Origin of the sequence: Streptomyces sp. NPDC088097 (assembly GCF_044741845.1) — a bacterium.
Lineage (GTDB): Bacteria > Actinomycetota > Actinomycetes > Streptomycetales > Streptomycetaceae > Streptomyces.
Map to the genome: position 1 here is coordinate 805,752 of NZ_JBIUTJ010000002.1, position 25,275 is coordinate 831,026.

The 25,275-nt window shown below is 72.9% G+C and carries 23 protein-coding genes and 2 pseudogenes; 13 read left to right on the top strand and 12 right to left on the bottom strand.

The genetic code is table 11. From position 1 onward, the window contains the following. Nucleotides 1-39: 39 nt before the first annotated feature. From ACIOD1_RS09675 to ACIOD1_RS09690, 4 genes are all read right to left on the bottom strand, one after another. The gene (locus tag ACIOD1_RS09675) at nt 40-1,263 is read right to left on the bottom strand and encodes a sensor histidine kinase (protein WP_401901297.1); all 1,224 of its coding nucleotides are present in this window, start codon (nt 1,261-1,263) and stop codon (nt 40-42) included. A 226-nt stretch (nt 1,264-1,489) separates the two neighbouring features. Then, a complete protein-coding gene (locus tag ACIOD1_RS09680; RefSeq protein ID WP_401901299.1) occupies nt 1,490-3,097 on the bottom strand; it encodes an alpha/beta hydrolase in 1,608 nt (535 codons plus the stop codon). A gap of 331 nt (nt 3,098-3,428) precedes the next feature. Continuing rightward, complete coding sequence (locus tag ACIOD1_RS09685) at nt 3,429-5,033, bottom strand: TROVE domain-containing protein (protein WP_401901301.1); 1,605 nt, start codon at nt 5,031-5,033, stop codon at nt 3,429-3,431. A gap of 339 nt (nt 5,034-5,372) precedes the next feature. Beyond that, nucleotides 5,373-6,320, bottom strand: a complete 948-nt coding sequence (locus ACIOD1_RS09690; RefSeq protein WP_401901407.1) for an NAD(P)-dependent alcohol dehydrogenase — start codon at nt 6,318-6,320, stop codon at nt 5,373-5,375. Nucleotides 6,321-6,470: 150 nt separating this feature from the next. Between ACIOD1_RS09690 and ACIOD1_RS09695 the strand changes: the two genes are divergently transcribed. Together ACIOD1_RS09695 and ACIOD1_RS09700 are read left to right on the top strand one after the other, a co-directional pair. Beyond that, nucleotides 6,471-7,262 (top strand): TetR/AcrR family transcriptional regulator, encoded by a 792-nt coding sequence (locus ACIOD1_RS09695; RefSeq protein ID WP_401901303.1) that lies wholly within the window; start codon nt 6,471-6,473, stop codon nt 7,260-7,262. 114 nt (nt 7,263-7,376) lie between these two features. Further along, nucleotides 7,377-8,108 carry a hypothetical protein gene (locus ACIOD1_RS09700; protein ID WP_401901305.1) on the top strand — a complete coding sequence of 244 codons (732 nt, stop codon included), beginning with the start codon at nt 7,377-7,379 and terminating at the stop codon, nt 8,106-8,108. 63 nt (nt 8,109-8,171) lie between these two features. On the opposite strand, the gene ACIOD1_RS09705 is transcribed toward ACIOD1_RS09700, so the two are convergent. Continuing rightward, nucleotides 8,172-8,789: a helix-turn-helix domain-containing protein gene (locus ACIOD1_RS09705; RefSeq protein ID WP_365630489.1), complete on the bottom strand. Its 618-nt coding sequence runs from the start codon at nt 8,787-8,789 to the stop codon at nt 8,172-8,174. 210 nt (nt 8,790-8,999) lie between these two features. Here ACIOD1_RS09705 and ACIOD1_RS09710 point away from each other — a divergent pair, with 210 nt between their 5' ends. The 4 genes and pseudogenes from ACIOD1_RS09710 to ACIOD1_RS09725 all read left to right on the top strand — a co-directional run bounded on the left by ACIOD1_RS09710 (nt 9,000) and on the right by ACIOD1_RS09725 (nt 13,463). Next, entirely contained in the window at nt 9,000-10,481 is a 1,482-nt protein-coding gene (locus ACIOD1_RS09710; protein WP_401901307.1) for an MFS transporter, read from the top strand. A 185-nt stretch (nt 10,482-10,666) separates the two neighbouring features. Continuing rightward, nucleotides 10,667-11,527: an alpha/beta fold hydrolase gene (locus ACIOD1_RS09715; RefSeq protein ID WP_401901309.1), complete on the top strand. Its 861-nt coding sequence runs from the start codon at nt 10,667-10,669 to the stop codon at nt 11,525-11,527. Between the two features lie 134 nt (nt 11,528-11,661). Next, nucleotides 11,662-12,889: pseudogene (locus ACIOD1_RS09720) on the top strand (carotenoid oxygenase family protein). Between the two features lie 88 nt (nt 12,890-12,977). Further along, the gene (locus ACIOD1_RS09725) at nt 12,978-13,463 is read left to right on the top strand and encodes a hypothetical protein (RefSeq protein ID WP_401901311.1); all 486 of its coding nucleotides are present in this window, start codon (nt 12,978-12,980) and stop codon (nt 13,461-13,463) included. A 187-nt stretch (nt 13,464-13,650) separates the two neighbouring features. Here ACIOD1_RS09725 and ACIOD1_RS09730 read toward each other — a convergent pair whose 3' ends face one another. Beyond that, nucleotides 13,651-14,562 (bottom strand): chlorophyllase/cutinase-like alpha/beta fold protein, encoded by a 912-nt coding sequence (locus ACIOD1_RS09730; RefSeq protein ID WP_365629247.1) that lies wholly within the window; start codon nt 14,560-14,562, stop codon nt 13,651-13,653. 104 nt (nt 14,563-14,666) lie between these two features. Here ACIOD1_RS09730 and ACIOD1_RS09735 point away from each other — a divergent pair, with 104 nt between their 5' ends. Continuing rightward, complete coding sequence (locus ACIOD1_RS09735; RefSeq protein ID WP_365629244.1) at nt 14,667-15,236, top strand: TetR/AcrR family transcriptional regulator; 570 nt, start codon at nt 14,667-14,669, stop codon at nt 15,234-15,236. A 196-nt stretch (nt 15,237-15,432) separates the two neighbouring features. Here ACIOD1_RS09735 and ACIOD1_RS09740 read toward each other — a convergent pair whose 3' ends face one another. Beyond that, nucleotides 15,433-15,900 (bottom strand): SRPBCC family protein, encoded by a 468-nt coding sequence (locus ACIOD1_RS09740; RefSeq protein WP_401901313.1) that lies wholly within the window; start codon nt 15,898-15,900, stop codon nt 15,433-15,435. A 386-nt stretch (nt 15,901-16,286) separates the two neighbouring features. Continuing rightward, nucleotides 16,287-16,889 (bottom strand): TetR family transcriptional regulator, encoded by a 603-nt coding sequence (locus ACIOD1_RS09745; RefSeq protein ID WP_365629238.1) that lies wholly within the window; start codon nt 16,887-16,889, stop codon nt 16,287-16,289. A 208-nt stretch (nt 16,890-17,097) separates the two neighbouring features. On the opposite strand from ACIOD1_RS09745, the gene ACIOD1_RS09750 reads away from it, so the two are divergent. Both ACIOD1_RS09750 and ACIOD1_RS09755 read left to right on the top strand, forming a co-directional pair. Then, nucleotides 17,098-18,327 carry a cytochrome P450 gene (locus ACIOD1_RS09750; RefSeq protein WP_401901315.1) on the top strand — a complete coding sequence of 410 codons (1,230 nt, stop codon included), beginning with the start codon at nt 17,098-17,100 and terminating at the stop codon, nt 18,325-18,327. A 5-nt stretch (nt 18,328-18,332) separates the two neighbouring features. After that, the gene (locus tag ACIOD1_RS09755) at nt 18,333-18,554 is read left to right on the top strand and encodes a ferredoxin (protein ID WP_401901316.1); all 222 of its coding nucleotides are present in this window, start codon (nt 18,333-18,335) and stop codon (nt 18,552-18,554) included. Between the two features lie 155 nt (nt 18,555-18,709). On the opposite strand, the gene ACIOD1_RS09760 is transcribed toward ACIOD1_RS09755, so the two are convergent. Continuing rightward, nucleotides 18,710-19,051 (bottom strand): hypothetical protein, encoded by a 342-nt coding sequence (locus tag ACIOD1_RS09760; protein ID WP_365629229.1) that lies wholly within the window; start codon nt 19,049-19,051, stop codon nt 18,710-18,712. A gap of 224 nt (nt 19,052-19,275) precedes the next feature. Between ACIOD1_RS09760 and ACIOD1_RS09765 the strand changes: the two genes are divergently transcribed. Then, complete coding sequence (locus ACIOD1_RS09765) at nt 19,276-19,977, top strand: DUF4232 domain-containing protein (RefSeq protein ID WP_401901318.1); 702 nt, start codon at nt 19,276-19,278, stop codon at nt 19,975-19,977. 98 nt (nt 19,978-20,075) lie between these two features. Here ACIOD1_RS09765 and ACIOD1_RS09770 read toward each other — a convergent pair whose 3' ends face one another. Beyond that, complete coding sequence (locus tag ACIOD1_RS09770) at nt 20,076-20,951, bottom strand: NAD(P)H-binding protein (protein WP_401901320.1); 876 nt, start codon at nt 20,949-20,951, stop codon at nt 20,076-20,078. 203 nt (nt 20,952-21,154) lie between these two features. Between ACIOD1_RS09770 and ACIOD1_RS09775 the strand changes: the two genes are divergently transcribed. Next, nucleotides 21,155-21,811 (top strand): helix-turn-helix domain-containing protein, encoded by a 657-nt coding sequence (locus tag ACIOD1_RS09775; RefSeq protein ID WP_365629261.1) that lies wholly within the window; start codon nt 21,155-21,157, stop codon nt 21,809-21,811. 80 nt (nt 21,812-21,891) lie between these two features. On the opposite strand, the gene ACIOD1_RS09780 is transcribed toward ACIOD1_RS09775, so the two are convergent. Beyond that, nucleotides 21,892-22,503 (bottom strand): TetR/AcrR family transcriptional regulator, encoded by a 612-nt coding sequence (locus ACIOD1_RS09780; protein WP_401901322.1) that lies wholly within the window; start codon nt 22,501-22,503, stop codon nt 21,892-21,894. Nucleotides 22,504-22,598: 95 nt separating this feature from the next. On the opposite strand from ACIOD1_RS09780, the pseudogene ACIOD1_RS09785 reads away from it, so the two are divergent. Both ACIOD1_RS09785 and ACIOD1_RS09790 read left to right on the top strand, forming a co-directional pair. Further along, a pseudogene (locus ACIOD1_RS09785) lies at nt 22,599-23,063 on the top strand (nuclear transport factor 2 family protein); the annotation flags it as partial. Between the two features lie 71 nt (nt 23,064-23,134). Beyond that, a complete protein-coding gene (locus tag ACIOD1_RS09790; RefSeq protein WP_401901324.1) occupies nt 23,135-23,980 on the top strand; it encodes an NAD(P)H-binding protein in 846 nt (281 codons plus the stop codon). Nucleotides 23,981-23,986: 6 nt separating this feature from the next. Here the strand turns inward: ACIOD1_RS09790 and ACIOD1_RS09795 are convergent, their stop codons facing one another. Continuing rightward, nucleotides 23,987-25,198 carry an alpha/beta hydrolase family protein gene (locus ACIOD1_RS09795; RefSeq protein ID WP_401901325.1) on the bottom strand — a complete coding sequence of 404 codons (1,212 nt, stop codon included), beginning with the start codon at nt 25,196-25,198 and terminating at the stop codon, nt 23,987-23,989. Nucleotides 25,199-25,275: the final 77 nt, after the last annotated feature.

Genomic DNA, 25,275 nt, shown 5'->3' on the forward strand with positions numbered 1-25,275 from the left:
TCCCCCCGGTCGACGGCTTCCTTCGCGGTCGATCGGTCGTCACATGTCCGGTACGGGCATGACCAGGTCGACTTCGAATCCCCCGTGTGAGCGGGCACCGGCCGTCACGGTGCCACCGTAGATTGTCGCCCGCTCACGCATGCCGATCAAGCCGTGACCTGGGACGTCTCGGGTTTCGGGCTGTGGGCGGGAGGGGCCGGTGTCGGTGACGCGGACCCGCAGGGACCGCTGCTCGCGGGCGAGGGAGACCGTGGCGGTGGCGGTGGGCGCGTGTTTGAGCACGTTGGTGAGGGCTTCTTGGACGACGCGGTACGCGCACACGTCCAGGCCGGCGGGGAGCGGCCCGGTGAGGGCGTCCCCGGTGATGTGGACGGGGACCCCCGCCGCCCGGACGCGGTCGGCGAGTTCGTCCAGGCGGGCCAGGCCGGGGGGCGGGCCGTCGGTGTCGGCTTCGGCGCCGGCGAGGGCGCCGCTGCGCCCGTGCGCCGTGTGCTCGACGCCGTGGCGCAGGACGGCGAGCATGCGGCGCATCTCGTCGCCCGCGTCGCGCGCGCTGTCGGTGATGACGGCGACGGCCTTGTGCGCGGTCGGGGGGTCGGTGGTGAAGACGTAGTCGGCCAGTCCGGCCTGGATCGATATGACGGACACGTGGTGGGAGATGACGTCGTGGAGTTCGCGGGCGATGCGCATGCATTCGTCCGATACGGCCCTACGGGTGCGTTCCTCCTGCTCGCGGCGGAGTTGTTCGGTGAGGGCCGCCAGGCGCCGGCCCCGTTCGGCCAGGCGGCGCGACACGTCTCCGGTGACCCAGGTGACGGCGGCGGTGGCGGTGACGAAGGCGACGCTGAGGGCGCCGATGCCGGGCTCGGCGAGCCGGGTCCCCCAGAGCAGGATCAGCCACGTGACGACCGTGCAGGGGACGGATACCTCGCGCGAACGGTGCGCGGCGACGGTGTAGTTGGCCAGGGCCAGACCGCAGACGGCCACCGGATGGTAGTAGGCCAGGGTGAAATGGCACAGGACGGCCGTCGCGGTGGTGCCCAGGACGAGGAGGGGTGCGCGGCGACGTACGGCCAGCGGCAGGTACACGGCCGCGAGGAGGCCGTAGGCCAAGGCGTCGGGGGTGCGCCAGTAGTGGTGGGGGTCGGGCCAGTTGTGCAGCATCGACGCCGAGATCGCCAGCGATCCGAACGCGTAGACCGTGTCGGCCACCTGGGGGAGCACCGCGCGCACGGCTCCCCACCACCCTCCCCTGAATGCCATGGCCAGAGCCTAAGGGCTGTCCCGTAATCCCTGGTGGGCCCTTGGGCGGCATGCTCGGGATACTCGTCCAACCAGGGTGGTACATCGGCCGGGCGGGGTCGGATCGGGTCGCCGGCCCCCGCGCGCACGGCGTCGGGCCGCGGCCGGTGGTCGGCCGCGGCCCCGTTCGGGCGCCGGAGGTTGGCCGGCGGGTGGTGGCCGGCGGGCGGTGGTCAGTGGGCGGTGGTCAGTGGAGCGTGGGGATCACGTCGCGCGTCTCGTCGACCTCCGTGATCGGCGCGCGACGGGCGAGCGGCTCCGGGGGCGCTTCGTCGGCGCATACGGTTCCCCGTGCGGGCAGCGCCAGGGTGGCCAGGTAGGCGGTGGTCAGGGCGCTGACGCACGCGCTCCGGTTGTATGCGGTGTGCCCCTCGGCGGCGAAAGTCAGCAGGCGTCCGTTGTCCAGCGTCCCGGCGAGGGCCACGGCGTCCTGGTACGGAGTGTCCGGGTCACCGGTGTTGCCGAGGATCAGGATCGGGGCGGAGCCGGCCGCCCGGTAGGAGCCCTCGTAACGGCTCGGGCGCTCCGCGGTCCACTGGGCGCAGGTGGGCGCGTGGTTGTGGTCGTACGTGGGCGGCCCGAGGCCGATGGGGGGTCCCAGCAGCGGGGCGGAGGCGGCCTCGGCGCCGACCAACGCACCCATGAGCAGCTTGCTCGTCGGGTAGACGCGGTCCGCGCACTCGACGGCCATGTTGACGTTGAGGAAGTCGAAGGACGCGGGGGAGGGCGGTGACAGCAGGAACGAACCCTGGTGCGCCTGGGCCGACTTGAGCGCCTGGCCCAGGTAGGGCCAGACCTCCTTGCCCGAGTTGATGTTGAACATCAGGCGGTAGGCGAGGGTGTAGCCCGTGGCCGGGCGTCCGCTCGCGGTGATGACCGGGTTGGCGTCCAGGTCCCGCTTGAGCTGCTCGAAGGCCTCCCGGGGCCGGCCGTCGCCGAACCCGCAACCGGCGGCGTTCTGAGCGCACCAGTCCAGGAAGCGGCCGACCGCCGAGTCCAGGGCGACGTACTGCCCGGCGTCGTAGGCGTACGGCAGGTCCGCGTAGTGGCGCGGATCGTAGGCCCCGTCCAGGACCATGGCGCGAACGCGCCGGGGGAACTGCGCGGCGTAGACCGTGCCGACGTAACTGCCGAAGGAACGGCCGTAGAAGGAGAGCTTCTCCTCGCCGAGGGCCTGGCGCAGCAGGTCGATGTCCTTGGCGTTCGACGCGGTGCCGATGAACGGCAGGAGGTCTCCGGAGCGTGCCTCACAGGCGGCGGCGAACTCGCGCCCCTGCCGGACGGCGACCTGGAGAGCCCCCGGGCCCGGCACGCCGCGCGCGGCGTCGACGGCCGCGGAGTACTCCGTGTCGTTCCAGCACTCCACCTGCCCGCTGCGCGCCACGCCGCGCATGTCGTACCCGACGACGTCGAACCCGTCGCGCAGGGAGGCGGGCAGGGCGTCGTAGCTGTCGCGGGCGAAGTTGACGCCGGAGTTGCCGGGCCCGCCGGGGTGCAGCAGCAGGACACCGGTGCGGTGGGCCGGGTCGGCCGCGAGCCGCCGGGTGACCGCGATCGGGATCGTACGTCCCGTGGGTCGGCGGTAGTCCAGCGGGACCTCGGCGGTCGCGCACTCGAAGCCGTCCCCCGGGTCGTCGCAGGGGCCCCAGGACAGGATGGGCACGGGCGGGGGCGCGGGGCTCGTCGCCGTGGCGGTCCCGGGCGCGGCCCCGAGGAGCGCGCCGACCAGGGTCAGGACGAGGGCTATCCCCCGAACGGCGCGCTTGCGGGGGTCATCGGCCAAACGGGTCTGCATGCGGTGATCCTCCGTCATGGGTGCTGCGGAACGGGCGACAACGTAGCCTCCGGCCGCGGCCGGCGTCGGCCCACCAGGAGGTGATCCCCCTTACCCCCAGGGGAAGCGTCGGCTACCACCGGGGTGGTACGAGGATCGCGGCCGGGGCACGGGACCGCCACCTCTCGCGCGAACGGCCCCTCCCGGTCGTCCGGGCGCCGGAGGCCCCATTCTGAGGTCGCGGGGACCGGCCCGTCTTGGATAAATCGGCGGCGGCCCGGCTCCCGGACCCCGGCCCCGGAACCCGGGTCTTGGCCCCCGGACCCCGGACCCGGGGTCTTGGGCCTGGGGCTCACGGCGTCGGGTCGACGGTCCACGGCCAGGCGGCGTCGCGACCGGCCTCGATGAGGCCGACCATCCGGAAAGCGGCGTCCGTGAGGCCGCCGAAGGTGTGCCGGTGGGGGCCGGCGGGGCCGTGGGCGGACTCGTACCCCGCCAGGTTCCACGTGTAGACCGGGATCCCCGCCGGCACCGGCTCCGTCGCGCCGCCGAGGCCCCGGTCCGCCGCCTGCTCGTCGGTGACGATCAGGACGCGGTCGTGCCCCTCGTACCGGGCGCGCAGGGCGGTGGCGGTGTGGGTGCCGCCGAGGCTGTGGAAGCGCCCCAGCACGTCGAGCACCCGTTCCCCCGCCGCGAACGGCACCACCGCGCTGGACCACCCGAACTCCACCAGGTCCGCCTGCTCGGCGCGCATCGCCAAAGCGGCCCCGAACACCGCCGCCGCGTCCGCCCGCGTCAGCTTCGAGCGCTCGCCGACGGTGTCCCAGAACATCGAGTCGGACCGGTCCACCATGACCAGCGTCCGGCCGGGCAGGGCCGGTACGTTGGCCAGCGCATGGCCCAGCGCCCGCTCCAGCGGCTCCGCCCAGCGCGTCGCGGGCGCGTGCCGGCGGGCGGCCAGGTAGCGGAAGGGGAACTGCCGGGATCGGGCGACCTCGGCCGGCTCCGAGAGGCGTGCGGCGACCCCGGCCGCCACCGCGTCCGAGACCCCGGCCGCGTCGAAGTTCCGCAGGTTCCGCAGGAGCGCCATCGGCGCCATCGACGGGATCACGGCCTCCCACGCGACGGCGTCCATCGGCCCTTGTAGCCACCCCGCCAGGGCCTCCCAGGTCATGCCCGCCCCGGCCAGTCGCTCGGCGCCGCCCGGCCCCGCCACCACGGCCCGCCGCTCCTCCACCGGCAGCTCCGTCAACGCCCGGTGGGCGCTCAGCAGCCGGTCGGAGGCCGGCGCGACCGCTGTCTCCGGGTGGTGGCGGCGGTCCAGGGCGTACCGGAAGAGCGCCCCCTGCCACGGCTTCTCCGGGTCGGGAGAGGCGTGCACCAGGTTGAGCACGTCACCGAAGCGGAACTCCCTGGACGGGGTGTCGTACTTCAGCAGCGACCGGGAGGAGTACAGCCGGCGCACGGCGTCGGCGACGCCCCGCTTCACGGGCTGCGGCACCTTCCGCCCGTACTCCGAGATCCAGTGGGCGAGCAGCTCGCCCGGTTCGTCGGCGCGCCGGAGCACCGAGTCGATCACCGACCGGTTGGACGGGCCGCCGGACGCCCCGGCCTCCAGCCGGGCCCGGACGTACGCGGCGGCGCCCACCAGGGACGCCGTACGCATGTTGCCCTCGCCGCGGAGCCAGCGCAGCAGGCCGGCCGTCCACACGGGGTCTTCGAGGGCGAGCGCACCGACGAGGCGGGCGTAGCGGGAGTCGCGCTCCCGGCCGCCCTCGTAGAAGGTCTTCTGGGAGACGAAGTTGCCGATGGCCAGCAGGAAGAGTTCCTCCCGGGGCTCCCGGAAGAAGGTCGGGGAGGCTGCCCCGGTGGGGCGCTCCTGCCCGGTGCCTCCGTGGTGGATGACCGGATCGGGCGCGGTGCGGGCGGCCGCCGAGACGTGCGGGGCCACGAGCATCTCGGACCAGACCTTGGAAACGCGTTGGGTGTGACGAGGCAGTGAATCCCCCCGGATCCAAAGGAACGGACAGCGCCGGCCGCGACGTCGGACGGATCCGACGGATGGACGGCGGGATGCGGACGGCCGCGCCTCCCGAGATCAAAAGGGGCGGCGGCGTCACTTGGTTTCAGAAGGAAGTAGCCGCAGCCGGGCGCATCGGGGGCGCGGTCGCGGCGCCACTCTAAGCGGACGGCCGCGGCCCGCACCAGCGAATTGAACGTCGGCCTCCGTCCACGCCGAGGCGTGCCGGACGGGTCGTGACGGTCCACGGCATCCGGGCGCGACGCTGCACCGCGGTCACAGGATCCGCACGACGTGCTTCCCGCGTACGCCGCCCGCTTCCAGGGCCCGGTGGGCGACCGCGATGTCGCTCAGCGGGTGGACGGTGTCGACCACGTGGCGGAGGTCGCCGTTCTTGACGTACCGCGCCAGCTCGGCGAACGACTCGTGCCGGGGGTTGCCGCTGAAGAACCTGACCCGGCCGGTCCCGTACACCGTCGAGCCGAGGAGGTAGCCCAGGGAGGGCAGCATCCGGTCGACGTCGAAGGCGATGGCCACCATCCGGCCGCCCGGGGCCAGCAGTCGGCGGAAGGCCGGGTGTTCCGTGCCGACGGTGTCGAGGACCACGTCGAAGGTGCCCAGTCGGCGCGGACCCGTCGCACGGTGGTCGAAGGCCTCGTCCGCCCCCAGCCCACGGACGAAGTCCAGGTTCCCGGCCCCGGCGAGGGCGGTGACGTGCGCGCCGAGGAGCTTGCCGAGCTGCACCGCGACGCTGCCGACTCCGCCACTGGCGCCGCGTACGAGGAGGCGCTCGCCCGGCCGCAGTCCGGCCTTGTCCCGCAGTGCGGTCAGGCCGGTCGTACCGCCCGCCAGCAGTGATACGGCCTGCGCAAGGGTGACGTTGTCGGGCGCGGTGCTCAGTTGGCGCGGGTGGACGGCGACGTACTCGGCCATGCTGCCGAGCCGACGCGGCAGGATGCCCCACACCCGGTCGCCCACCCGCACCCCGGTCGCCTCGGCGCCGGTCGAGGCGATCTCGCCGGCGAAGTCGATGCCCGTGCGCTGGGGAAAGCGACGGCCCGTCACCAGGCGGACCTTCCCGGCCCGTCCGAACAGCTCGCCGCCGTTGACACCGGCCGCGTGCACCCGGACCAGCACCTGGTCGGGCAGGACGGCGGGCACGGGGACCCGGCCCACGTACAGCACCTCCGGGGGGCCGTAGCGGTCGTACAGGGCTGCGCGCATCTCGTTCACGGTCGTGTCCTCACGGGGTCTGCGCATCGGGGTGGACGCGGAAGGGTGGCGACGCAAGTGGAAGGTGGTTTCCGCTTGCTTCTCCACGTACGCTAACCAGCGAAACGGACGGCATCTTCCATTTACGGTCAAGTGAGAGACATGCCTGCTCAGCGCTATCGGAAGCGGCCGACGGTCGCGGAACCGGCTCCGGCTGCGGTGTCGGTTCCGGCATCGGCTCCGGCGCGGGCTGCGGTGTCGACTCCGGCGCCGACCCTGCGCGCCGACGCCCGGCACAACCGCGAGCGGATCCTCGAAGCCGCCAGGGAGGCCTACGCGGCCCACGGGATCGACGTACCCGTCGCCACCATCGCCCGCCGGGCCGGAGTCGGCGTCGCCACCCTGTACCGGCGCTTCCCCACCCGGGCCGACCTCGTCACGGAGGCCTTCGCCGAACAGCTCGCGCACTGCGTGGCGGTCCTCGACGAGGCGCTGGACGACCCGGATCCCTGGCGCGGGTTCTGCTCCGTCATCGAAAAGGTGTGCGCCATGCAGGCCACCGACCGCGGATTCACCGCGGCGTTCCTCTCGCGCTTCCCCGACGCCGTCGACTTCGACCACGAACGCACCCACGCCGAAGAGGCCTTGGAGCGGCTGGTCCGGCGTGCCAAGGAGGCCGGGGGACTGCGCGCGGACTTCGACACGAGCGACATCACCCTCCTGCTCCTCGCCAACTGCGGCGCGGCCGAAGGCTCCCCGCACGCCCCGCTGGCGGCCTCCCGCCGCCTGGTCGCCTACCTCATCCAGTCCTTCCGCGCCGACCGCGGCGCCGGTCCCACCCCGCTGCCCCCGCCGGCCCCCCTCGGCCTGCACCAGATCCACCGGGCCCCGCCGGCCCGACCCCCGGGAGCCGGTTCCCCGGGGCCCGTTCCCACCGTCACGCCGACGATCTGATGTCATGGCCGCCATGGGCGCACCCGGGCCGTCGAATCGTCGAACGTCGAACCGTCGAGGGGCGCGCTCTAGTTGGACACACCGCACCACCACCCGAGCGATGAGGAGGACCCGATGAGCACGGCCGACGAGGGACGGCAGTGGCCGGACGAGGTCAGTGTCGACAACGCCAGGGCGACGCTGCTGCAGCTGGTCGCACGGGCGGGGGTCCCGGCCGGCGACGCGCGGGAACTGATCGGGCTCTTGGAGGCGGGCGCGCTGGCCCTCGCGTACGAGGAGCTGAGCGGAGGCGCCCGTACCGCGCCGGGCGGCAAGGGCGAGGCGTACGAGTCGGGCCGGTTCGACGGCGCCGGGGACGTCTTGGACGGGCTCGCCGAGGTCACCGAGCGGACCCTGCAGCGGGTCGTGGGGGCGGACGGGGAGTCGGGACCGGCCGGGGAGCGTCCGCGGGCCGGGCGCATGGAGGTGGAGCGGGCGCGCGTGGCGGTCACACCCCTGTACCTGGCCTTCAGCGAGGTCTCGGAGCTGGACCCGGAGGTGACCGACGAGGTGCTCGCCGCCGTCCTCACCACGATGACCCCCCGCTGGCGGGCCGGGTACGCCGGCCGCCTGACGCAGTTCGCCACGGCCCACCGGGCCCGCCTGGAGCGGCTGTTCGCGGCGTTCGGACCGGGCAGCGCCATCACGGTGCACGGCCGCTACTCGCTCGTCCACTCCGCCACGAGCATCGCCGTGCTGGAGCGGCTCGTCGCCGCGCCGCAGGAGCTGCGGGAGGAGTGGGACGCCGCGGAGCTGCCGCCGGCGTGGCTGGACGGACTCACCACCGCCTGGACCGCCCCGGTCTGACCGAACCGAACGGCACGATCCCAAAGAGTTCGGAAGACTCCGAAACGGTCCGAAAGAGACGGTCTACGCCGTCTGCCTCCGCAGGAGCGGGGGAGCGGGGTTCGGCAGGGGGGTGGCCGCGGCGGGGGTGAGGCCGTCCATCACCAGGGTCACGTAGCGACGCCAGCCGCCTTCGGTCGGATCCATCGTCCACAGCACGCTCACGAGCATGGCCATGATCCGCTTGAGGTCGTCCGGTACGAGGTCCCCCCGGATCACCCCGGCCTGCTGGCCCCGCGCCACGAGCGGGTCGAGCGCGTCGAAGAAGCGGGCGCTGGTCTCCGCCGAGGCGACGCCGGCGTTCCTCGCCGCGGTCAGCACGTGGTGTTCGTCGGCCGCCGAGGTCAGGGCGGCTTCGATCACGCCGGCCAGGCCGCGACGGGGGTCCTCGTCCTTGAGCGCCCGGTCTATGGCGGGAAGCACGTCCTGGGTGAACTGCTGTTCCAGCACCGCTCGCAGGAGGGCCGCCTTGTCGGGGAAGCGGCGGAAGAGCGTCGCGATGCCCACGCCGGCCCGGCGGGCGATCTCGTCGAGCGGCGCCTCGGGCCCCTGCTCGGCGTAGACGTCGCGTGCCGCCCTCAGGATCTTCTCGATGTTGCGCACGGCATCGGCGCGCAGGGGTTTGGGATGGTCGATCGGCACACTGAAGACCATACCAACTGATAGTCGACCATCGGATGATGTTGACACGCCGACCACCTCGAAGTGATAGTTGGCTACTGATTGTGCGGTGCGCCGACCCCGCACCCACACGCCGCCGGTCAGTCCCCTCAGCACCACCACCCCGCACCCCACCCCGTACGTCCCGCGCCGTCCGGCCGGCCGGACGGGCGACACGCCTCAAGGACCCCCATGCCACAGCCGCCCACGGCCGTCCCCCGCACCGGCAAGGTGATCGCGACCCTCGCGCTCGCGGGTGTCACCGCGGCCGTCATGCAGACCCTGGTCACCCCTCTGCTGGCCGACCTGCCGAAGATCCTCCACACCTCCCCGTCCAACGCCGCGTGGGTCGTCACCGCCACCCTCCTGGTCGCCGGCGTGTGCGTGCCCATCAGCGGGCGACTGGGCGACATGATCGGCAAGCGCCGGATGCTCCTGGCGTGCTGCGTGCCGCTGATCATCGGATCGGTGGTCTGCGCACTGTCGAACGGCGTCGTCCCGATGATCATCGGGCGCGGGCTGCAAGGCATCGGCATGGGCATGATCCCCCTCGGCATCGCCCTGCTCCGCGACGTCCTTCCCGCGGAGAAGCTCAGCTCCTCCATCGCCCTGGTCAGCGCCTCGATGGGGATAGGCGGCGGCATAGGCCTCCCCCTCGCCGCGGCCGTGGCGCAGTACGCCGACTGGCGCTTCCTCTTCTGGGGTGCCGCGGCGCTCGCCGTCACCGTCGCCGTCATGATCGTGGCCTTCGTGCCCGAGGTCCCCGCCGCCGCCAAGGGCCAGCGCTTCGACGTGGTCGGCGCCCTGGGCCTCGCGATCGGTCTGGTGTGCCTGCTGCTCGCCGTGTCCAAGGGCGCCGACTGGGGCTGGGGCTCGACCACCACCCTCGGCCTGATCGCCGCCGCCGTGGTGAGCCTGGCCGCCTGGGGATGGTACGAGTGGCGGACCACCTACCCGCTGGTCGACCTGCGCACCACGGTCCGTCCCCGCGTCCTGCTGACCAACCTCGCGTCGGTCTGCATCGGCTTCGGCATGTACGCGGGCATGCTGGTCGTCCCGCAGCTGCTCCAGTTCCCCGCGGCCACCGGCTACGGCCTCGGTCAGACCATGCTGGCGGCCGGCCTGTGGATGCTCCCCGGCGGCCTGATGATGATGGCCGTCTCCCCCCTCGGAGGCAGGCTCACCAACGCCCGAGGCCCGAAGGTCACCCTCGTCTGCGGCGCGGTCGTCCTCGCCGCGGGCTACGGCGCCGCGCTGCTGCTGTCCGGCACGGCCCCCGGCCTGATGGTCGCCACGATGGTCATCAACAGCGGTGTCGCCCTGGCCTACGGCGCAATGCCCGCCCTGATCATGGGTGCGGTGCCCCTCGCGGAGACCGGCGCGGCCAACGGGTTCAACGCACTCATGCGTTCCCTGGGTACGTCCGTCGGCGCGGCGGTCGTCGGTGTCGTCCTGGCCCAGATGACCACCACCGTCGGCGGCGTCACCTTCACCTCCGAGAGCGGTTTCCGCACCGGCCTGCTGATGGGCGGCGCCCTCGCCCTGCTGTCCGGAATCGTCGCCGCCCTCATCCCGGCCCCCCGCACGCCACGGCTGACCCCGCCGGTCCTGGCGGACCCGGGGGCCCCGGCGGACCCGACGGCCGGTACCGCCCACACGGTGGTGAGCAAGTAGCTCCGGCGGGCCGGCGGGTCGCTTGAACGGGCGGGCCGTCCGGCCGGCGGGTCGAGGGATCTGTGGACCGGTGCTGCGTCGTCGACCTTGCGGTCGACGACGCACTGCGACCCCACCGTCCCACTCGGGGCCCGCCCTCCCCGCTGCGGAGTGACACCCTGGGGCGGGGGAGAGGAGAGGGCACGATGGCCGAGCGCGTGGTCGAGGTGGACGGGGTCCGGCTGTGCGTCGAGGCCTTCGGGGACCGGGCGGATCCGCCCCTTCTGCTCGTCATGGGGCTGGGGGCGTCGATGCTCTGGTGGGAGGAGGGCTTCTGCCGGATGCTCGCCGAGGGCGGCCGTTTCGTGATCCGCTACGACCACCGCGACACCGGCCGGTCGGTCACCTACCCGCCGGGCCGTCCCGGATACACCGGCGCGGACCTGGTCGGTGACGCCGCCCGCGTGCTCGACGCCCACGAGATCGCCGCCGCGCATGTCGTCGGTATCTCGGCCGGAGGGGCCCTCGCGCAGTCGTTCGCGCTCGACCACCCCGCGCGCGTGCTCTCGCTCGTCCTGATCAGCACGTCCCGCGCGATGCCCGGTGGCCCCGATCTCCCCGCGCCGACCGCGGAGTTCACCCGGTTCGTCGCCTCCACGGCGGAGGCGGACTGGTCGGATGCCGACTCTGTGGTCGACCACCAGGTCGCGTACGCGCGCGTCCTCGCGGGTGGCCGCCGTCCTTTCGACGAGACCGCCGCCCGCGGGCTCGTCCGCGGCGACGTCGAGCGCGCTCACGACTTCACCGCCGTCCGCAACCACGACACGCTCGCGGACGGCGAGCCCATGCGCGTGCCGCTGTCCTCGATCACCGTGCCCACGCTCGTGATCCACGGGACCGCCGATCCGCTGTTCCCCTTCCGGCACGGGGAGGCCCTCGCGGCCGAGATCCCCCGGGCCGGACTCCTTGCCCTGGAGGACGCCGGCCACGGGATCGAGCGGGCCGACTGGCCGACGGTCGTCCCCGCGATCCTCGAACACACCGCCACCCGGGAGAGCGCCGGCTGAGCTGACCCCGGTCGCTTCTGCCTGCTCTGGAGCGCCCCTGGTTGCCCCACCGGGGTCGGGGGGCTTGACTGAAATGTGGCGCACGGGAGCCGTGCCGTCCCCGGCACCGCTGCCGGTGCGCTCCGGAGGCTGCCATGGGTCCGCACACCACCCGCCCCTTCGACCCCACCCGGGTCGCCCACCTCGGCGGAGCGTTCGCTCCGGTGACGGAGGAGGTCGACGAGGTCGACCTGGGGGTGGAGGGGCGGCTGCCCGACGGCCTGGACGGCACGTACCTGCGCAACGGCCCGAATCCCCGCTTCAGCCCGATCGGCTCCTACCTGTACCCCCTCGACGGCGACGGCATGCTGCACGGTGCGTGGATCTCCGAGGGCAGGGTCCGTTACCGCAACCGGTTCGTACGCACCCCCGCCGTCCGTGCCGAGGAACGGGCCGGCCGGGCGCTCTGGGGCGGGCTCGAATCGCTGATCATGCCGAGGGAGCCCGACGTACCCGCCGACCTGGTCGGTGATCGGTCCCGACGGCGCGGTGCGGCGCGGTCCGACGACCGTCGAGACCGTCGACGAACCGATGTTGATCCACGACATGGCGCTGACGACGCGCTTCGTCGTCATGGTCCTCGCGCCCGCCTTCTTCGACATCGCGGGGGCGATGGCCGGGACCGGCTCGTTCGTGACGTGGCGTCCCGAACGCGGTACGCGGATCCTGCTGGTTCCGCGTGACGGGGGCCCGGTGCGGCAGGCAGCCGACGAGGCGTACTGGATGTGGCACACGGTGAACGCGTACGACCTGGGCGAGGACGAGGGCCGGGAGGCCGGTCCCGGCGGCGGGGACGTCGTCCTCGACTACGTCCAGTGGGACCACCTGGCGCTGGGGCCCACGAGCGGCGGCCCCAACCCCGGCGGCCTCGTGCGCGCCGTGATCAGCCCCCGGGCGGGCACGATGCGCCGCACCCGGCTCGACGACGCCGACATCGAGTTGCCGAGGATCGACGACCGCCTCATCGGGCGCCGCCACCGACGGCTGGCCGCGGCGGCGGGCTCGGGCAACGGGGACCTCCTTCCCGGCGAACACGACGCCCTGCGCTGGTACGACGTCCAGGGCGGGGGCAGCGAACTGTGGCCGGCCGGTGACCTGTCCGTCGGGGAGCCGGTCTTCGCACCGACACCGGGCGGCGCCGACGGCGAGGGACATTGGCTCACCTTCGCCACCGACCTTACGGACGGCGCCAGTTGGCTGCTGGTCATCCCGGCGGGCGCCCCGACCTCCGGCCCGAGCGCCCGCATCCGCATCCCGGTCCGCGTCCCCCTGGGCCTCCACGGAACCTGGCTGCCGACCGAGCCGGGGGGCCCGCGCGCATGAGGAGGGTCACCGACCTCCCGTCCCCGCAACTGCAGGGCGACCACGACCGCCGGATAGCCGCCGGGCATGCCCGTGACATCCTGTCGCGATGTTCTTGAGCGACCATGCGAACACCGTCGAACTTCGCCCGATCGGCTATCAGTTCGCCGCAGCCCAGCAAAGCGACGGTGACGACGGCAACTGGCTGGACATCGGTGGCACGGTGACGACCGCGGAGGGCAGCTGGTCCTTCGTCGACCCCTCTCTACTGACCCATGAAGCGCGCCGGGTCGCCGTTTGGCTGCGTGCGGTAGCCGCGGGGACGGTGCCCCTGACCCGACCTGATGACGAAGGCTATGTGTCTCCGGACACGTGGTTCACGGAGCCGGTCTTGGCCTTCAGCCTCGCCGACCGAAATGAGGCCGGGGCGGTGGTCCGTCTTCACCTCTCCCTGGAAGCGTCACCTCCATGGCAGCAGGGTGAGGACAGGGCGGACATCTACCAGTACTTCGTGGAGTTCACGGTCGATGCGGCCGCGCTGATTCGCGCGGCAGACGACTGGGACCTTGCCCTGGCTCCCTTCCCGACCCGCTGATCGAAGGCAGCCCCTCCGAAGGGCCGCCTGGCCGCTGCCGGGTAGGCGGCTCGGCCGGCTCGTCAGCAGCGAATCCGGCACGCGGTTTCCGCCGGCGGAGTCCGGCAGCAACATCGCCCAAGCGGTCAGAGCCTGGGGCCGTGCATCGAAGGTGCCCAGGCTCGGCGATGGCGCGGTCCGACCGCGTTCATTTGCCGGCGATGCTCCACGTGCCGTCGCCGGCGGCAGCGGCGTTGTTGAGGGTGGTCCACGCGGCGTCGTCGAGCTTGAAGACGTCGTGGAGGTAGCCAGAGATCGCGTCGGCGACGAGAGCGACACGGGCGGGGTTCTCGTCGGTGGTCTCGGCGGCCGTCTCACCGGCTATGCCGCCCAGGGTGTGTTCGCCCTCGGCGATGGTGAGCAGGCTCTTCGGGGACGGGCTGAGGTGGTAGGCGTCGGTGAACCACTCGGGGCCCCGGGTGGAGAGCTGCGACTGGTCCCTACCGCCCGCGATGACCAGGGTCGGGGTGGACATCGTGGAGTAGTCCGGCCTCATGAACGGCAGGTGCTCGGCGGCGAACGGAGTGAGGGTGTCGCCGGCTCCGGTCGCGGCGATCAGCGCGCCGGCAGAGACCGCAGAGTGGGAGAAGTCCTCTCCGGGAATGCCGTCGGCGTCGAGCACGCGCGCGCCGAGGACCGCGCCGGCGGTCTGGGCGCCCCAGGAGTGGCCGACGATCGCGATGCGTTCACGGTCGACGCGAGTCTCCAGGCCGCCGGCCTGGAGAAGGATGTCGCCGAGGCCGTCGAGGACAGCATGGAGGTCGGCGATCCGGATGCGCCAGATGGTGGCGAAGCGCGGGTCGTCCCACCCGATGCCATTGCGGCGCGAGTCCGGATGGGTGGGCTGCACCACGACGAATCCGGCTGCGGCCCACCGGTCGACGAGGGGCTCGTATCCGTCCATGGACCATGCGTTGCCGTGGGAGAACACGATGACGGGAAGGTTCTGCCCTGACACCGGAGCGGTGACCTTCACCTGGAGGTCGATGCTGCGGCCGGGCGCGGGAACGGTGATGGGCTTGACCGCGACGATCCGCTGGTCGAGGTGGCGCGAAGACATGGGGGGACCTGCACTTTCGCCATAGGCTCGCTCTGTCATACTTTGGCGGAGCGACGTTCCGCCAATCTAGCGGAACATTGTTCCGCGAGTAAAGGGAGGGCCTCGTGTCCGAAGCGGTGGGAGTGCGCCAAGCACAGGCGCAGCGCACCCGTAGCGGCGTGCTGGCGGCCGCGTCGGCGGTCTTCGTGGATCAGGGAGTCCAAGCCCCCATCCGCGACATCGCCGAACGCGCCGGCGTCGGCGTCGGCACGATCTACCGGAACTTCCCGACACGGGCGGACCTCGTCACCGCCGTCTACCGGCACCAGATCGACTCCTGCACCGCACTCGCCCCCCAGCTCCTGGCGGAGTCGGCCTCCCCGTTCACTGCCTTGGCCCGCTGGGCGGACGCGTTCGTGGAGTTCCTGGTGACCAAGCACGGCCTCGGGGCGGCCCTGGGGTCCGGTGATCCAGGGCTGGAGAACCTCCACGCCCTCATGCTCGACACCCTGGTCCCGGCCTGCGCCACGCTGCTCGACGCCTGCGCCACCGCCGACGAACTCAACCCCGGCATCACCGCCTACACGCTCATGCGCGCCATCGGAAACCTCTGCATCACCGGCCCCGACTACGACCAGGCCGACGCCCAACACATGGTCGCGACCCTCCTCGCCGGGTGCCGTCGCACGGGTTAGCGACAGGACCAGGCCGCCCGCCGCGCGCGATGGGGGCGGCGCGTGGTCGGCCCGGCACCCGATGCGGGGCACACGAACCGTTGAGATCGATCGGCGGCGGGAACTGGTGGGGGAACGGAGTCGCCGGGTTCATGCCGCCGGGCTGCCCGACGCGGCGGGGGTGCTCCGCCCTGCGACTGCCCCGGGGCCCCTGAAGTCAGCCGGGCCCCTCGACGTACGAGGCCAGGTGGGCCAGGGAGGAGGCGATGCCGGCCTCGTGCGCCGTCCGGTCGATCCCGGGCGGCACGTCCGTGGCCGTGACCGTCACCTCGGTCCCGTCGCCGGCGGCTGTCAGGTCCCAGGTCATCGTCATGGTGCCCGCGCACGAGGGGTCGTCCGCCTCGAACACCGCCCGCTGCACCACGCGCTCCGGCGGTACCAGATCGGCGAAGGCGACCTCGACGACATCCGTCGCGCCCGAGGTCTTGCCGGGGGCGCCGGTGGGGTCGAGGTACGTGAGGACCATCCGGAACCCTCCGCCGGGCCGCGGATCCCACCGCTCGACCCGCCCTCGCATGCCGTCCGGCGGCAGCCAGGCCTCAAGGGCCCCCCGGTCGAGGAGGGCGCCGTAGACGGTCGCCGGCGGTGCCGCGATCACCCGTCCGGCACGGTCGATCCTGTCCATGGGCCGAGCCTAAGGGCTGTGCCGTCATCCGTGGTGGATCCGCGCGCCCACCAGGGATTACGGGACAGCCCTTAGGCCGCCTCCTTCGGATCTTCCCGGCCCCGGCCCGTCAACCTCGCCGAGTTCGGCGAACCCGGGCCGGGGTCAGCCCTGTTGCTCGGTAAGACGGCGGGGCGGAACCGGGCTGCCGCTGGACGGAATCGTCACCGACGTCCTGCTCGCCGTCGTGGCGGCGGGCGTTGCCGACCTCTGAACCCTTGCCCCGCCCCGCCCCGCCCCGGGCCTGGCCCGCCGCGTCGCCGGGACGGGATCCCCCGAGGTACCGGTGGTGGTACGCCAGGTCTGAGGGGCCACCGCTCGCGGGGGAGTCCCGCGCAGCTCCACCCCTACCCCTCGGCCTCCCCGGGCGTCGGTGCGGTCCACAGGTGGCCGAGGGTGGCGAGGACGAGACGGCAGACCTCGTCCGGGTCGGCCCCCGCCAGCGGCTCCCGGGCGACGACGGTCCGCATCAGACCGATGCCGAGCAGCCACGCCATCGCCAGGTCCGCCCGCAAGGGCCCGTCCGGTGCGTCCGAGAGCGAGGCCAAGGCGCGCTGGTACTCCTCGCCCAGCTCGCGCAGGGTCCCGGCGGCCTCCTCGCCGCGCCCCACCGACCGCAGGTACACCTCCAGGGTCCGGTCGCTCGCTCCGGCGGCGCTGGTGGTGAGCATCGCGCGCAGGGCCGTCTCGAACAGCTCCTCGGGCGCGGTGGCCCGCACCTGCTCCAGGCCGCCCCGCGCGAGCACCTCGGTGAGCAGCCCCTGCTTCGTCCCGAAGTAGCGGAACAGCAACGCCTGGTTGGAGCCGGCCCGCTCCGCGATGTCGCGTACGGTGGCCCGCTCGTAGCCCCGTTCCGCGAACAGGTCACGGGCCGCGTCGAGTATCCGCCCGCGCGTGGCGGAGGCGTCACGGCGGCGCTCGGCCGCCTGCGGGCCCGTGGCTTCGTCCATCGTCGAGGTCCCTCGTCCGTCGTGCCGACCGTCGTGCGGTCCGTCGTACCGTCCGTCGCCGTCCGACCAGGGCCGTCCGTGCGTCGTCGTCAGGCCGCGCCCGGGGGCCCGGTGGCGGCCCGTCAGGATAACTACGGCGAGGCACCGTTGACCGCCCGGGTGCACGGACCTAGCTTTGTAAGCAGTCGCTTACATATGGGAGGCCACCGTGACCGCACCGGACATCGACACCGTCACCGACACCCGCGTCGACACCGAAACCCCCGCACCCCTCGCCTACCCCTTCAACTCCGCCGAAGGTCTCCAGCTCGCCGAGGCCTACGAACAGGTCCGTGACCGGCCCGGCCTGTTACGCGTCCAACTGCCCTACGGAGAGCCGGCCTGGCTGGTCACCCGCTACGCGGACGCCCGCCTCGTCCTCGGGGACCATCGCTTCAGCCGCGCCGAGGGCGCGCGCCACGACGAGCCCCGCCAGTCCGAAGGGCGCTCCGACAGCGGGATCCTCTCCATGGACCCGCCCGACCACACCCGGCTGCGTTCCCTGGTGGCCCGTGCCTTCACCGTCCACCAGGTCGAGAAGCTCCGGCCCCGCGTGCGCGAGCTCACCGCGGCCCTGCTCGACGACCTGGAGGCGGCCGGACCCCCCGCCGACCTCGTGGACCGCTTCGCCCTGCCCCTCCCCGTCGCGGTGATCTGCCGCATGCTCGGCGTCCCCGCCGAGGACCGCCCGCGCTTCCGCGTCTGGAGCGACGCCGCGCTGTCGACGAGTTCCCTGAGCGCGGCCGAGTTCGAGGCCAACCGCGAGGAACTGCGCGACTACATGCGGACCCTGATCCACCACCACCGCGAGGAACCGCGGGACGACCTGATGACGGCTCTCATCGAGACCCGCGACGGCTCCGACCGCCTCTCCGAACTCGAACTCGTCGACCTGTGCGTCGGCATCCTGGTCGCGGGCCACGAGACCACCGCCTCGCAGATCCCGAACTTCACCCTCACCCTCCTCGACCACCCCGAACAGCTCGCCCTGCTCCGCGCTCGTCCGGAACTCCTCCCGGGCGCGGTCGAGGAACTGCTGCGCTTCGTCCCGCTCGGCAGCGGCGCCAGTCAACCGCGCTACGCCACCGAGGACGTCGAGGTCGGCGGCACGCTGGTTCGGGCAGGAACCCCGGTGTTGGTCGCGACGGGCGCCGCCAACCGTGACGCGCTGCGCTTCAGCGCCCCCGGCGTCCTGGACATCACCCGCCAAGGCGTCCAGCACCTCGGCTTCGGGCACGGGGTCCACCACTGCCTCGGCGCTCCGCTGGCCCGGCTCGAACTCCAGGAGGCGCTGGGCGCACTCGTCACCCGCTTCCCGGGCCTACGGCTCGCCGGGGACGTGACCTGGAAGTCCCAGATGCTGGTCCGGGGCCCGCGCGTCATGCCGATCGGCTGGTGACGGCGGTGCCCGGGACATGGACGGTGCGGGCGGACCGAGGGCTGTGCATGGGCTCCGGCATGTGCGCCGCGGTGGCCCCCGAGGTGTTCGCCCTGGAAGACGAGCACGCCGTGGTCCGTCGGCCGGACCCCGACGGCGACCCGCGCGTCCTGGACGCCGCGGACATCTGCCCGGCCCAGGCGATCACCGTCCACGAAGGCACCACGCTCATCGCCCCGCGCCGCTAGAAGGCGTGCGGCGCCCCCGAGGGGGCACGGTCGACAGCCCGTCGTCCCGCGCCGGTGCGCCTCGACCCGGCTGAACGCCGTCCGGCCCGGATCCATCCGACCGGGCGGCAAGGGGGCCGTCCGACCGGGGCGGTGGCCGGGCGGTGGCCGGTGACTCAGCTCGACGGTTGTTCGACCACGCTGGTGCCGCTGCCCTCCTGGGACTCCCAGGTCCAGGTCTCCTCCAAGCGGAGCCGCCCGTCGGGGAGTTCGACCAGTACGGAGACGCAGTGCCCGGAGGCGGTCGTGCCGTCCGGGCGGAGTTGGACGTAGCGGAACTCGATGGTGTCCCGCGTCCGGGTGCCGACCAGGTGGCCCCGGACCACGTCTCCACCGGAGTACTCGGCCCACACGCGGCCGTCCTGCTCGCGATACTCGAACCGGGTCTGACGCCCCACCTGGCCGGGCGCCTGGTCCGCCACGGGGACGAAGACGAGGCCGTCGAGGGAGCGTGCCATGCGTGACTCCTGGAGGAAGGCGGCCCGCGGCCGGCTCGGCCGCGCGACGGGCCGGTGGGGGCCGTTCGGGTCACCCTAGGCCACCGCCGAAACGGAGGCCCGACCCCCTATGTGCGCGGTCCGTAACGATCCCCCCTCCGGGGCGTACGGGGGTCGCCCCGGAGCAATAACCGAATGGTCAGCCGAGGCAACCAAGAGCACGTGATCGCATACGGGGGACCACCATGAGCACCACGCACAAGAGCTGGAAGATCCACATCCTGGGCGGCCTGGCCGTCGCCGGGCTCCTGTCGGCCACGGCCTGCGGCCCCGCCGACAAGGACGACGCGGCGGGCTCCACCCCCGCGCCCGCCACCCCGAGCGCGACGGCTTCCGCCGCGCCCGGATCGCCGAGCGCCACCCCGAGCAGGACGGCCACCGCCAAGCCCACCACCCCCACCGTGCCGACGCCCGCCCAGCCCGGCGGCTCGGGGGGCGCCGGCGACGGCAAGGGGGCCACCGCGGCCTGCACCGACGCGAACATCTCGCTCGCGACGACGTACTACCGCCAGGACTCCACCAAGCACGTCCTCCTCACGGCCACCAACACCGGCGACAAGCCCTGCACCCTCTACCTCTACCCGTCGGTGCGCTTCGGCGGCGCCGATCCGATCGGTCCGCTGGAGTCCGATTGGCACGCGGTCGCGACGATCGCACCCAAGGGGACGGCGTACGCGGGCGTGCGCCTCTACCGGGTGGGACAGCGGCTCGACGTCGTGACGTCGATGACCGTCGGGTTCCGGGACCGGGAGAACGCGGACACGGGCAAGCCGCTCGACGTGTCGCTGGCCGACCAGGGAGGGGGCCTCAACATCGAGGCCGCCGCCGGGGTCACCTACTGGAACACCGACGTCAAGGTGGTCGAGAAGTACCTGCTGGCCACCTGAGGGCCGAACCGCCCCGGGCGAGGTCGGGTCCGGCCGCGCCCGGCCACGCCCGGCGACCTGCCGAGAGGGGCGGAGGGGGGAGGGGCGGAGAGGTGGCGTCAGCCCTGGAGGGTGGGCGCGAGGACCTCCCGACACCACTGGAGGAAGGTGGTGGGGGACGGGGTGGCGGCCGCCGCTTCGGCCTCGTAGATGCCGTCGTTCTGGGCCCGGGCCATGTCGACCAGCCCCTGTGCCCAGGCGTCACTCATCCCGTATCCCGTCATCGTGGCCTTGTAGTCGGCCATGGGGACCTGTCGGAAGGTGACCGGCTTGCCGAGGACCTCCGAAACCGTCTGTGCCATCTGTACGGGAGTCAGTTCGTCGGGGCTGAGCACCGGAGCGTCCTCCTGGCCGGTCCAGCCGTCGTCGAGCAGGAGCCGGGTCGCGGCGGAGGCGACGTCCCGGGTGGCAACCAGGCGCAGGGGGCGGTCGGCGTCGTTGGCCAGGAAGAACATCCCCTGGTTCCTGAGGGACTCGGCCTGGGTGAGGAAGTTCTCCATGAAGTAGGGCATGCGCAGCGACCGGTAGGCCACGCCCGTCTTCGCGAACAGGTCGTCCATGGCGAAGGCGGGCGTCAGCAGCCCCGCGTCCTTGCCGTAGTCGGCCCCCAGACTGGAGATGCCGACGATCCGACGGACGCCCCGGGCCTCGGCCGCCTCGCAGGCGGGGCGGGTGAAGGCGCGGTAGTGCTCCATGGGGTCGTCGGTGCCGGGATTCGGGGGCACCAGCCACAGCACGGCGTCGGCCCCGTCGAACGCCTTGGCCAGCACCGCCGGGTCGTTGTGCGAGCCCCGGACGACCTCGACCCGGTCACGGACCGCTGCCGGGAGCCGGCCCGGATCGCGGACGATCACGCGGACGGGGTCGGAGCCGCCGGCGAGGTTGTCGAGGACGTGGTGACCGATCTGACCGGTCGGGGCGGTGATGACGATCATGGGATTCTCCTGGGGTGGGGGGTCCGCGTCCCAACGCACGCGATTCCGTTGGAACCCTATCGACGATAACACTGAAACTATCGGTGGAATCGGAAGCGCGATATCGTTGATTCATGACACCACGTTCACGTGACGGGAAGGGCGCCCCCGATGCCGGGGTCGACCCCGTCGTCACCGGTCGCGAGCACCCGCGGCAGCGGATCATGGAAGCCGCCGTCGATCTCCTGGAGCGCGGGGGTCGCGACGCGGTCACCACCCGCGCGGTGGCCGAGGCGGCGGGCCTTCAACCTCCGGCCATCTACCGGCTGTTCGGCGACAAGGACGGACTGCTCGACGCCGTGGCCGAGCACGGGTTCGCCACGTTCCTGGCGGCCAAGCACGTCGACCCGGATCCGCCGGACCCCATCGAAGACCTGCGGGACGGCTGGGACCTGTCGGTCGAGTTCGGGCTGGCCAACCCCGCGTTGTACGCCCTGATGTACGGCGAGCCCACCAGGCCCGCGTCGGCCGCCTTCGAGGCCGGCATGGAGATCCTCATGGGCCGCGTCCGGCGCCTCGCCGCCGGCGGCTGGCTGCGGGTCGACGAGGAGTTGGCGGCCCAGGTCATCCACGCCACGGCTCGCGGCGCCGTACTCACGTGGCTGTCCCAGCCGGAGGAGCGGCGCGACCCGGCCCTGCTGACCGTGCTCCGGGAAGCCATGGTCGCCGCCGTCACCCACCAGGAGCCCCTCGCGGCGGACGAGGGTCCGGCCGGCGCCGCCCGCGCCCTGCGCGCGAGGTTGCCCGAGCAGACGACCCTCAGCAGTGCGGAGCGGCACCTGCTCCGGGAGTGGCTGGACCGGGTCGTGGCCGACGGCTGAGGCGGTGGGCCGCAGGAGGGGCCGGTCGGGGGGCGAACCGGTCCGGCGGCAGCGGGCCGGGTTCGCGGCCCCGGGCGACGTCAGCCTTCGGAGGCCGGCGCCGCCTGCCGCGCGCGGGCGTCGAGGACCGCGGCCGTGAAGCTCGCCAGCCGGTCGCGGATCTCCTCGCGGGACAAGCCCTCGTCCCCGGCCAGGTAGGTGACCAGGTCGGCCCGGGTCGCGGCCAGGAGCGCGTGCGCCGTGAAGTCGCTGTCGGCCGGGCCGGGGATGCGCCGGAGGAGGTCTCGGATCAGGGCGTGCCAGCCCGCGTAGTGCTCCGTCCGGTAGGGACTGTCCGAGCCGGTCGACTCCAGGGCCAGGGCGAGGTGCCGGTTGTCGAACTTCAGGCACAGGACGGCGTCGAGCACGGCCGGTACGCGTTCCCGTGGTGAGGCGGTCGGCCCCAGGGGCGGTGGGCCCTGCTCGACGGCTTCCCTGATCGGTTCGAGGCGCGCCTCGTAGAGCGAGCGGATCAGGCCGGTGCGGTCGCCGAAGGCACGGAAGAGCGTGGCCTTGCCGACGCCGGCCGCGGTCGCGATGTCCGCCATGGTCACGTCGTCGGCGTTCCGGCAATGGGTGAAGAGATCGTCGGCGGCGGCGAAGACGGCGGCCCGGTTGCGGACTGCGTCCTTGCGCGGCTTGCGCTCGGCCATGCGGTTTCCTCCGGTTGCAATGTGGACCGGCGGTCCGTATCTTCGGTGGAGAGAAGCGGACCGTTGGTCCGTATCGTACGGGACGGAGCTTCCTGATGCCCGCAGCCACCCCACCCACCTCACCCGCCTCCTCCAACTCGCCGGCCCTACCGGTCTCACCGTCGGATCTGTACCGCCGCAGCCTGCGCGTGCTCCTCGACAAGGACATCGCCTCCTGGGTCGACCTGTGGGCCGAGCACGGTGTCCTGGAATTCCCCTTCGCCCCACCGGGATGGCCCCGGCGCCTGGAGGGGCGCGACGCGATCGCCGCCTACATGCGCGACTATCCCGAACACATCGACCTGCACGACTTCCCCGACCTGCGGATCCATCAGACCGTCGACCCGGAGGTCATCGTGGTCGAGATGCGCGGTGTGGGCCGTGTGGTCGCGACCGGAAGTCCCTTCGACATGACCTACATCGCCGTCGTGACCGTCCGGGACGGGCGGTTCACCTCCTACCGCGACTACTGGAACCCGCTCGCCGTCCACGAACCCGGGGCGGATTTCACCGGGGCCACCACAGCCACCTCCCACACCGCAGTCGCCACCGACACCGCAGTCGCCACGGACCCCCGAGGGAGCACCGCCCGATGACCACCACCACAACCACCGGCACCACCCTGGTGATCGGCGCCACCGGGACCACCGGCAGCCGCACCACCGCGCAGCTCGTCGCGGCCGGGAGGCGCGTCAAGGCCGCCAGCCGTCGGGCCACCGCGCTACCGGGCGCCGAGCGGGTCCGCTTCGACTGGTACGACCCCGACACCTACGACGCCGCACTCGTCGGCGCCGACCGGCTCTACCTCGTCCCTCCTGTCGGCGACCCGGACCCGGCCGGAGTGATGCTGCCCTTCCTGGAGCGGGCCCGCGGCGCCGGAGTGCGCCGCGCCGTCCTGCTCGGTTCCTCGGCGATCCCGGCCGGCGGCCCCGCCGTGGGGAAGGTGCATCAGGCGCTGCCGGGGTTGTTCGACCAGTGGGCGGTGCTGCGGCCCTCCTGGTTCATGCAGAACTTCACCGGGGCGCACGCCCACGCCGACAGCATCCGCGACGAGGGCGTCGTCCGGACCGCGGCCGGCTCGGGCCGGGTCGGATTCGTCGACGCCGACGACATCGCCGCCGTCGCCGTACGGGCCCTCACCGACGAGCGGGCGCCGGGTACCGACCTCGTCATCACCGGGCCGGAAGCGCTCAGCCACGACGACGTCGCCGCGGTCCTCGCCGAGGTCACCGGCCGTCCGGTGGTCCACCAGCGCTTGACCCACGACGCCATGCGGGACCGTTTGGCCGCCGTCATGCCGCCGGAGTTCGCCGCGATGCTGGCCGGGATGGACGCTGCCATCGCGGGCGGGTCCGAGGACCGCACCACCGACACCGTCCGTCGCGTCACCGGCCGCGCCCCGCACTCCTTCCGGAGGGTGGTCGAACGAGAGGCGTAGCGCCGTCTACGGAAGGAACCGCACCTCCGGGAAGGCCGGGGACGGGCCGTCGAGGAGGCGTCCCGGACGCTGCCGCAGGTGCCGGTCGAAGAACGCGAGCGGGTACGCCTGCTGGATCCGCACGGCGCGGCCCGGATCGAGGGTCCCGATCAGGCTCCGGAGCTGCTCGTCGCTCAGCGCGATCACCTTCGCCAATTGCGGGGCCAGCACCTGGGTGTCGCCGTACGACCCGTGCACCGCCCCGTCGGCCTGGACGTCGAGCCGCCATCCCCGCAGGCGCGGCCAGAACGCGGCGACACCGGGCGCCTGCGCCCTGGTGAACCGGGCGGTCATCATCATGAACGGCCGGTCCAGATCGGCGGACATCTCCGGCAACATCGGCCCGTCGAGGCTCAGCCCGGCCCGCACGCGCCGGTCCTCGATCATGACGCGGGCGGTCGCCGTCCCGCCCTTCGACCAGCCGAACATCCCGATGCGGTGCAGGTCGAGAGCGCCGCGCAGGCCCGCCGGCAGGGGTCGCCCCCCGACATCGGGATTGCGTCCGGCGTCGAGGTCCTCGACGCGGTCGAGGAGGAAGCGGATGTCCGTGGCGAAGTCGGCGGGTCCCAGCGCGTACTGCGGACCCGACATCGGGACGATCACCCGACCGTCGGGGAACTCGCTGACGGCGTCCTGCGCATGGTCCACCGTCACCACCACGTACCCCTGACTGGCGAGTTCCTGGACCACGATGGTGGTGTCGGCGCGGTGGTCGTGCGCGCCGTGCGAGAAGACGACGACGGGCAACGCGCATCCCGTTCGCCGGACCGGAGCGCCTACGTGACCGCTCGTGATCGGCGCCACCACGGCCTCCGCCGGGAAATCCAAGGAGGTGAGCAGGGCCCGCATGGCGCCGGCGGGCATCCACGGCGCGAGCGGATACCGCTCGACGTCCCGGGCCGGGTACCAGACGCTGGCCATCAACTCCCGGCCGTGCCCGGGACCGGCCACGGGGTCCGGACGCGAACGGTCGACGAGGTGCAGCGCCACCGTGCCCACGGGGTACGGTCCGGTGGGCGCGGGCAGCGTCAGTCGGGCCGGTCCCGTGGCCGCCGCGGCAGCCCGTGCGGGGAGACCGAGGCCGAACGGTACGGCGGCCCCGGCCGCCAGCGCGGCTCCCAGCGCGCGGCGGCGTGTCATCGTGGTGGCGTCGTGGTTCCTCGACGGCGTGGCTGTCATGGGCCCTCCCCAGGGTTCGCGGACGAGGCCGGATGTCAACCACCCTGTGTGGAACCGTCTCTGACGGTCCATCCGAC

Excerpts from the sequence above, each read along its gene's own strand:
- ACIOD1_RS09675 (WP_401901297.1), bottom strand. The coding sequence starts at position 1,263 with ATGGCATTCAGGGGAGGGTGGTGGGGAGCCGTGCGCGCGGTGCTCCCC.
- ACIOD1_RS09680 (WP_401901299.1), bottom strand. The coding sequence starts at position 3,097 with ATGCAGACCCGTTTGGCCGATGACCCCCGCAAGCGCGCCGTTCGGGGG.
- ACIOD1_RS09685 (WP_401901301.1), bottom strand. The coding sequence starts at position 5,033 with ATGCTCGTGGCCCCGCACGTCTCGGCGGCCGCCCGCACCGCGCCCGAT.
- ACIOD1_RS09690 (WP_401901407.1), bottom strand. The coding sequence starts at position 6,320 with ATGCGCGCAGCCCTGTACGACCGCTACGGCCCCCCGGAGGTGCTGTAC.
- ACIOD1_RS09695 (WP_401901303.1), top strand. The coding sequence starts at position 6,471 with ATGCCTGCTCAGCGCTATCGGAAGCGGCCGACGGTCGCGGAACCGGCT.
- ACIOD1_RS09700 (WP_401901305.1), top strand. The coding sequence starts at position 7,377 with ATGAGCACGGCCGACGAGGGACGGCAGTGGCCGGACGAGGTCAGTGTC.
- ACIOD1_RS09710 (WP_401901307.1), top strand. The coding sequence starts at position 9,000 with ATGCCACAGCCGCCCACGGCCGTCCCCCGCACCGGCAAGGTGATCGCG.
- ACIOD1_RS09715 (WP_401901309.1), top strand. The coding sequence starts at position 10,667 with ATGGCCGAGCGCGTGGTCGAGGTGGACGGGGTCCGGCTGTGCGTCGAG.
- ACIOD1_RS09725 (WP_401901311.1), top strand. The coding sequence starts at position 12,978 with ATGTTCTTGAGCGACCATGCGAACACCGTCGAACTTCGCCCGATCGGC.
- ACIOD1_RS09730 (WP_365629247.1), bottom strand. The coding sequence starts at position 14,562 with ATGTCTTCGCGCCACCTCGACCAGCGGATCGTCGCGGTCAAGCCCATC.
- ACIOD1_RS09740 (WP_401901313.1), bottom strand. The coding sequence starts at position 15,900 with ATGGACAGGATCGACCGTGCCGGACGGGTGATCGCGGCACCGCCGGCG.
- ACIOD1_RS09745 (WP_365629238.1), bottom strand. The coding sequence starts at position 16,889 with ATGGACGAAGCCACGGGCCCGCAGGCGGCCGAGCGCCGCCGTGACGCC.
- ACIOD1_RS09760 (WP_365629229.1), bottom strand. The coding sequence starts at position 19,051 with ATGGCACGCTCCCTCGACGGCCTCGTCTTCGTCCCCGTGGCGGACCAG.
- ACIOD1_RS09765 (WP_401901318.1), top strand. The coding sequence starts at position 19,276 with ATGAGCACCACGCACAAGAGCTGGAAGATCCACATCCTGGGCGGCCTG.
- ACIOD1_RS09770 (WP_401901320.1), bottom strand. The coding sequence starts at position 20,951 with ATGATCGTCATCACCGCCCCGACCGGTCAGATCGGTCACCACGTCCTC.
- ACIOD1_RS09775 (WP_365629261.1), top strand. The coding sequence starts at position 21,155 with ATGGAAGCCGCCGTCGATCTCCTGGAGCGCGGGGGTCGCGACGCGGTC.
- ACIOD1_RS09780 (WP_401901322.1), bottom strand. The coding sequence starts at position 22,503 with ATGGCCGAGCGCAAGCCGCGCAAGGACGCAGTCCGCAACCGGGCCGCC.
- ACIOD1_RS09790 (WP_401901324.1), top strand. The coding sequence starts at position 23,135 with ATGACCACCACCACAACCACCGGCACCACCCTGGTGATCGGCGCCACC.
- ACIOD1_RS09795 (WP_401901325.1), bottom strand. The coding sequence starts at position 25,198 with ATGACAGCCACGCCGTCGAGGAACCACGACGCCACCACGATGACACGC.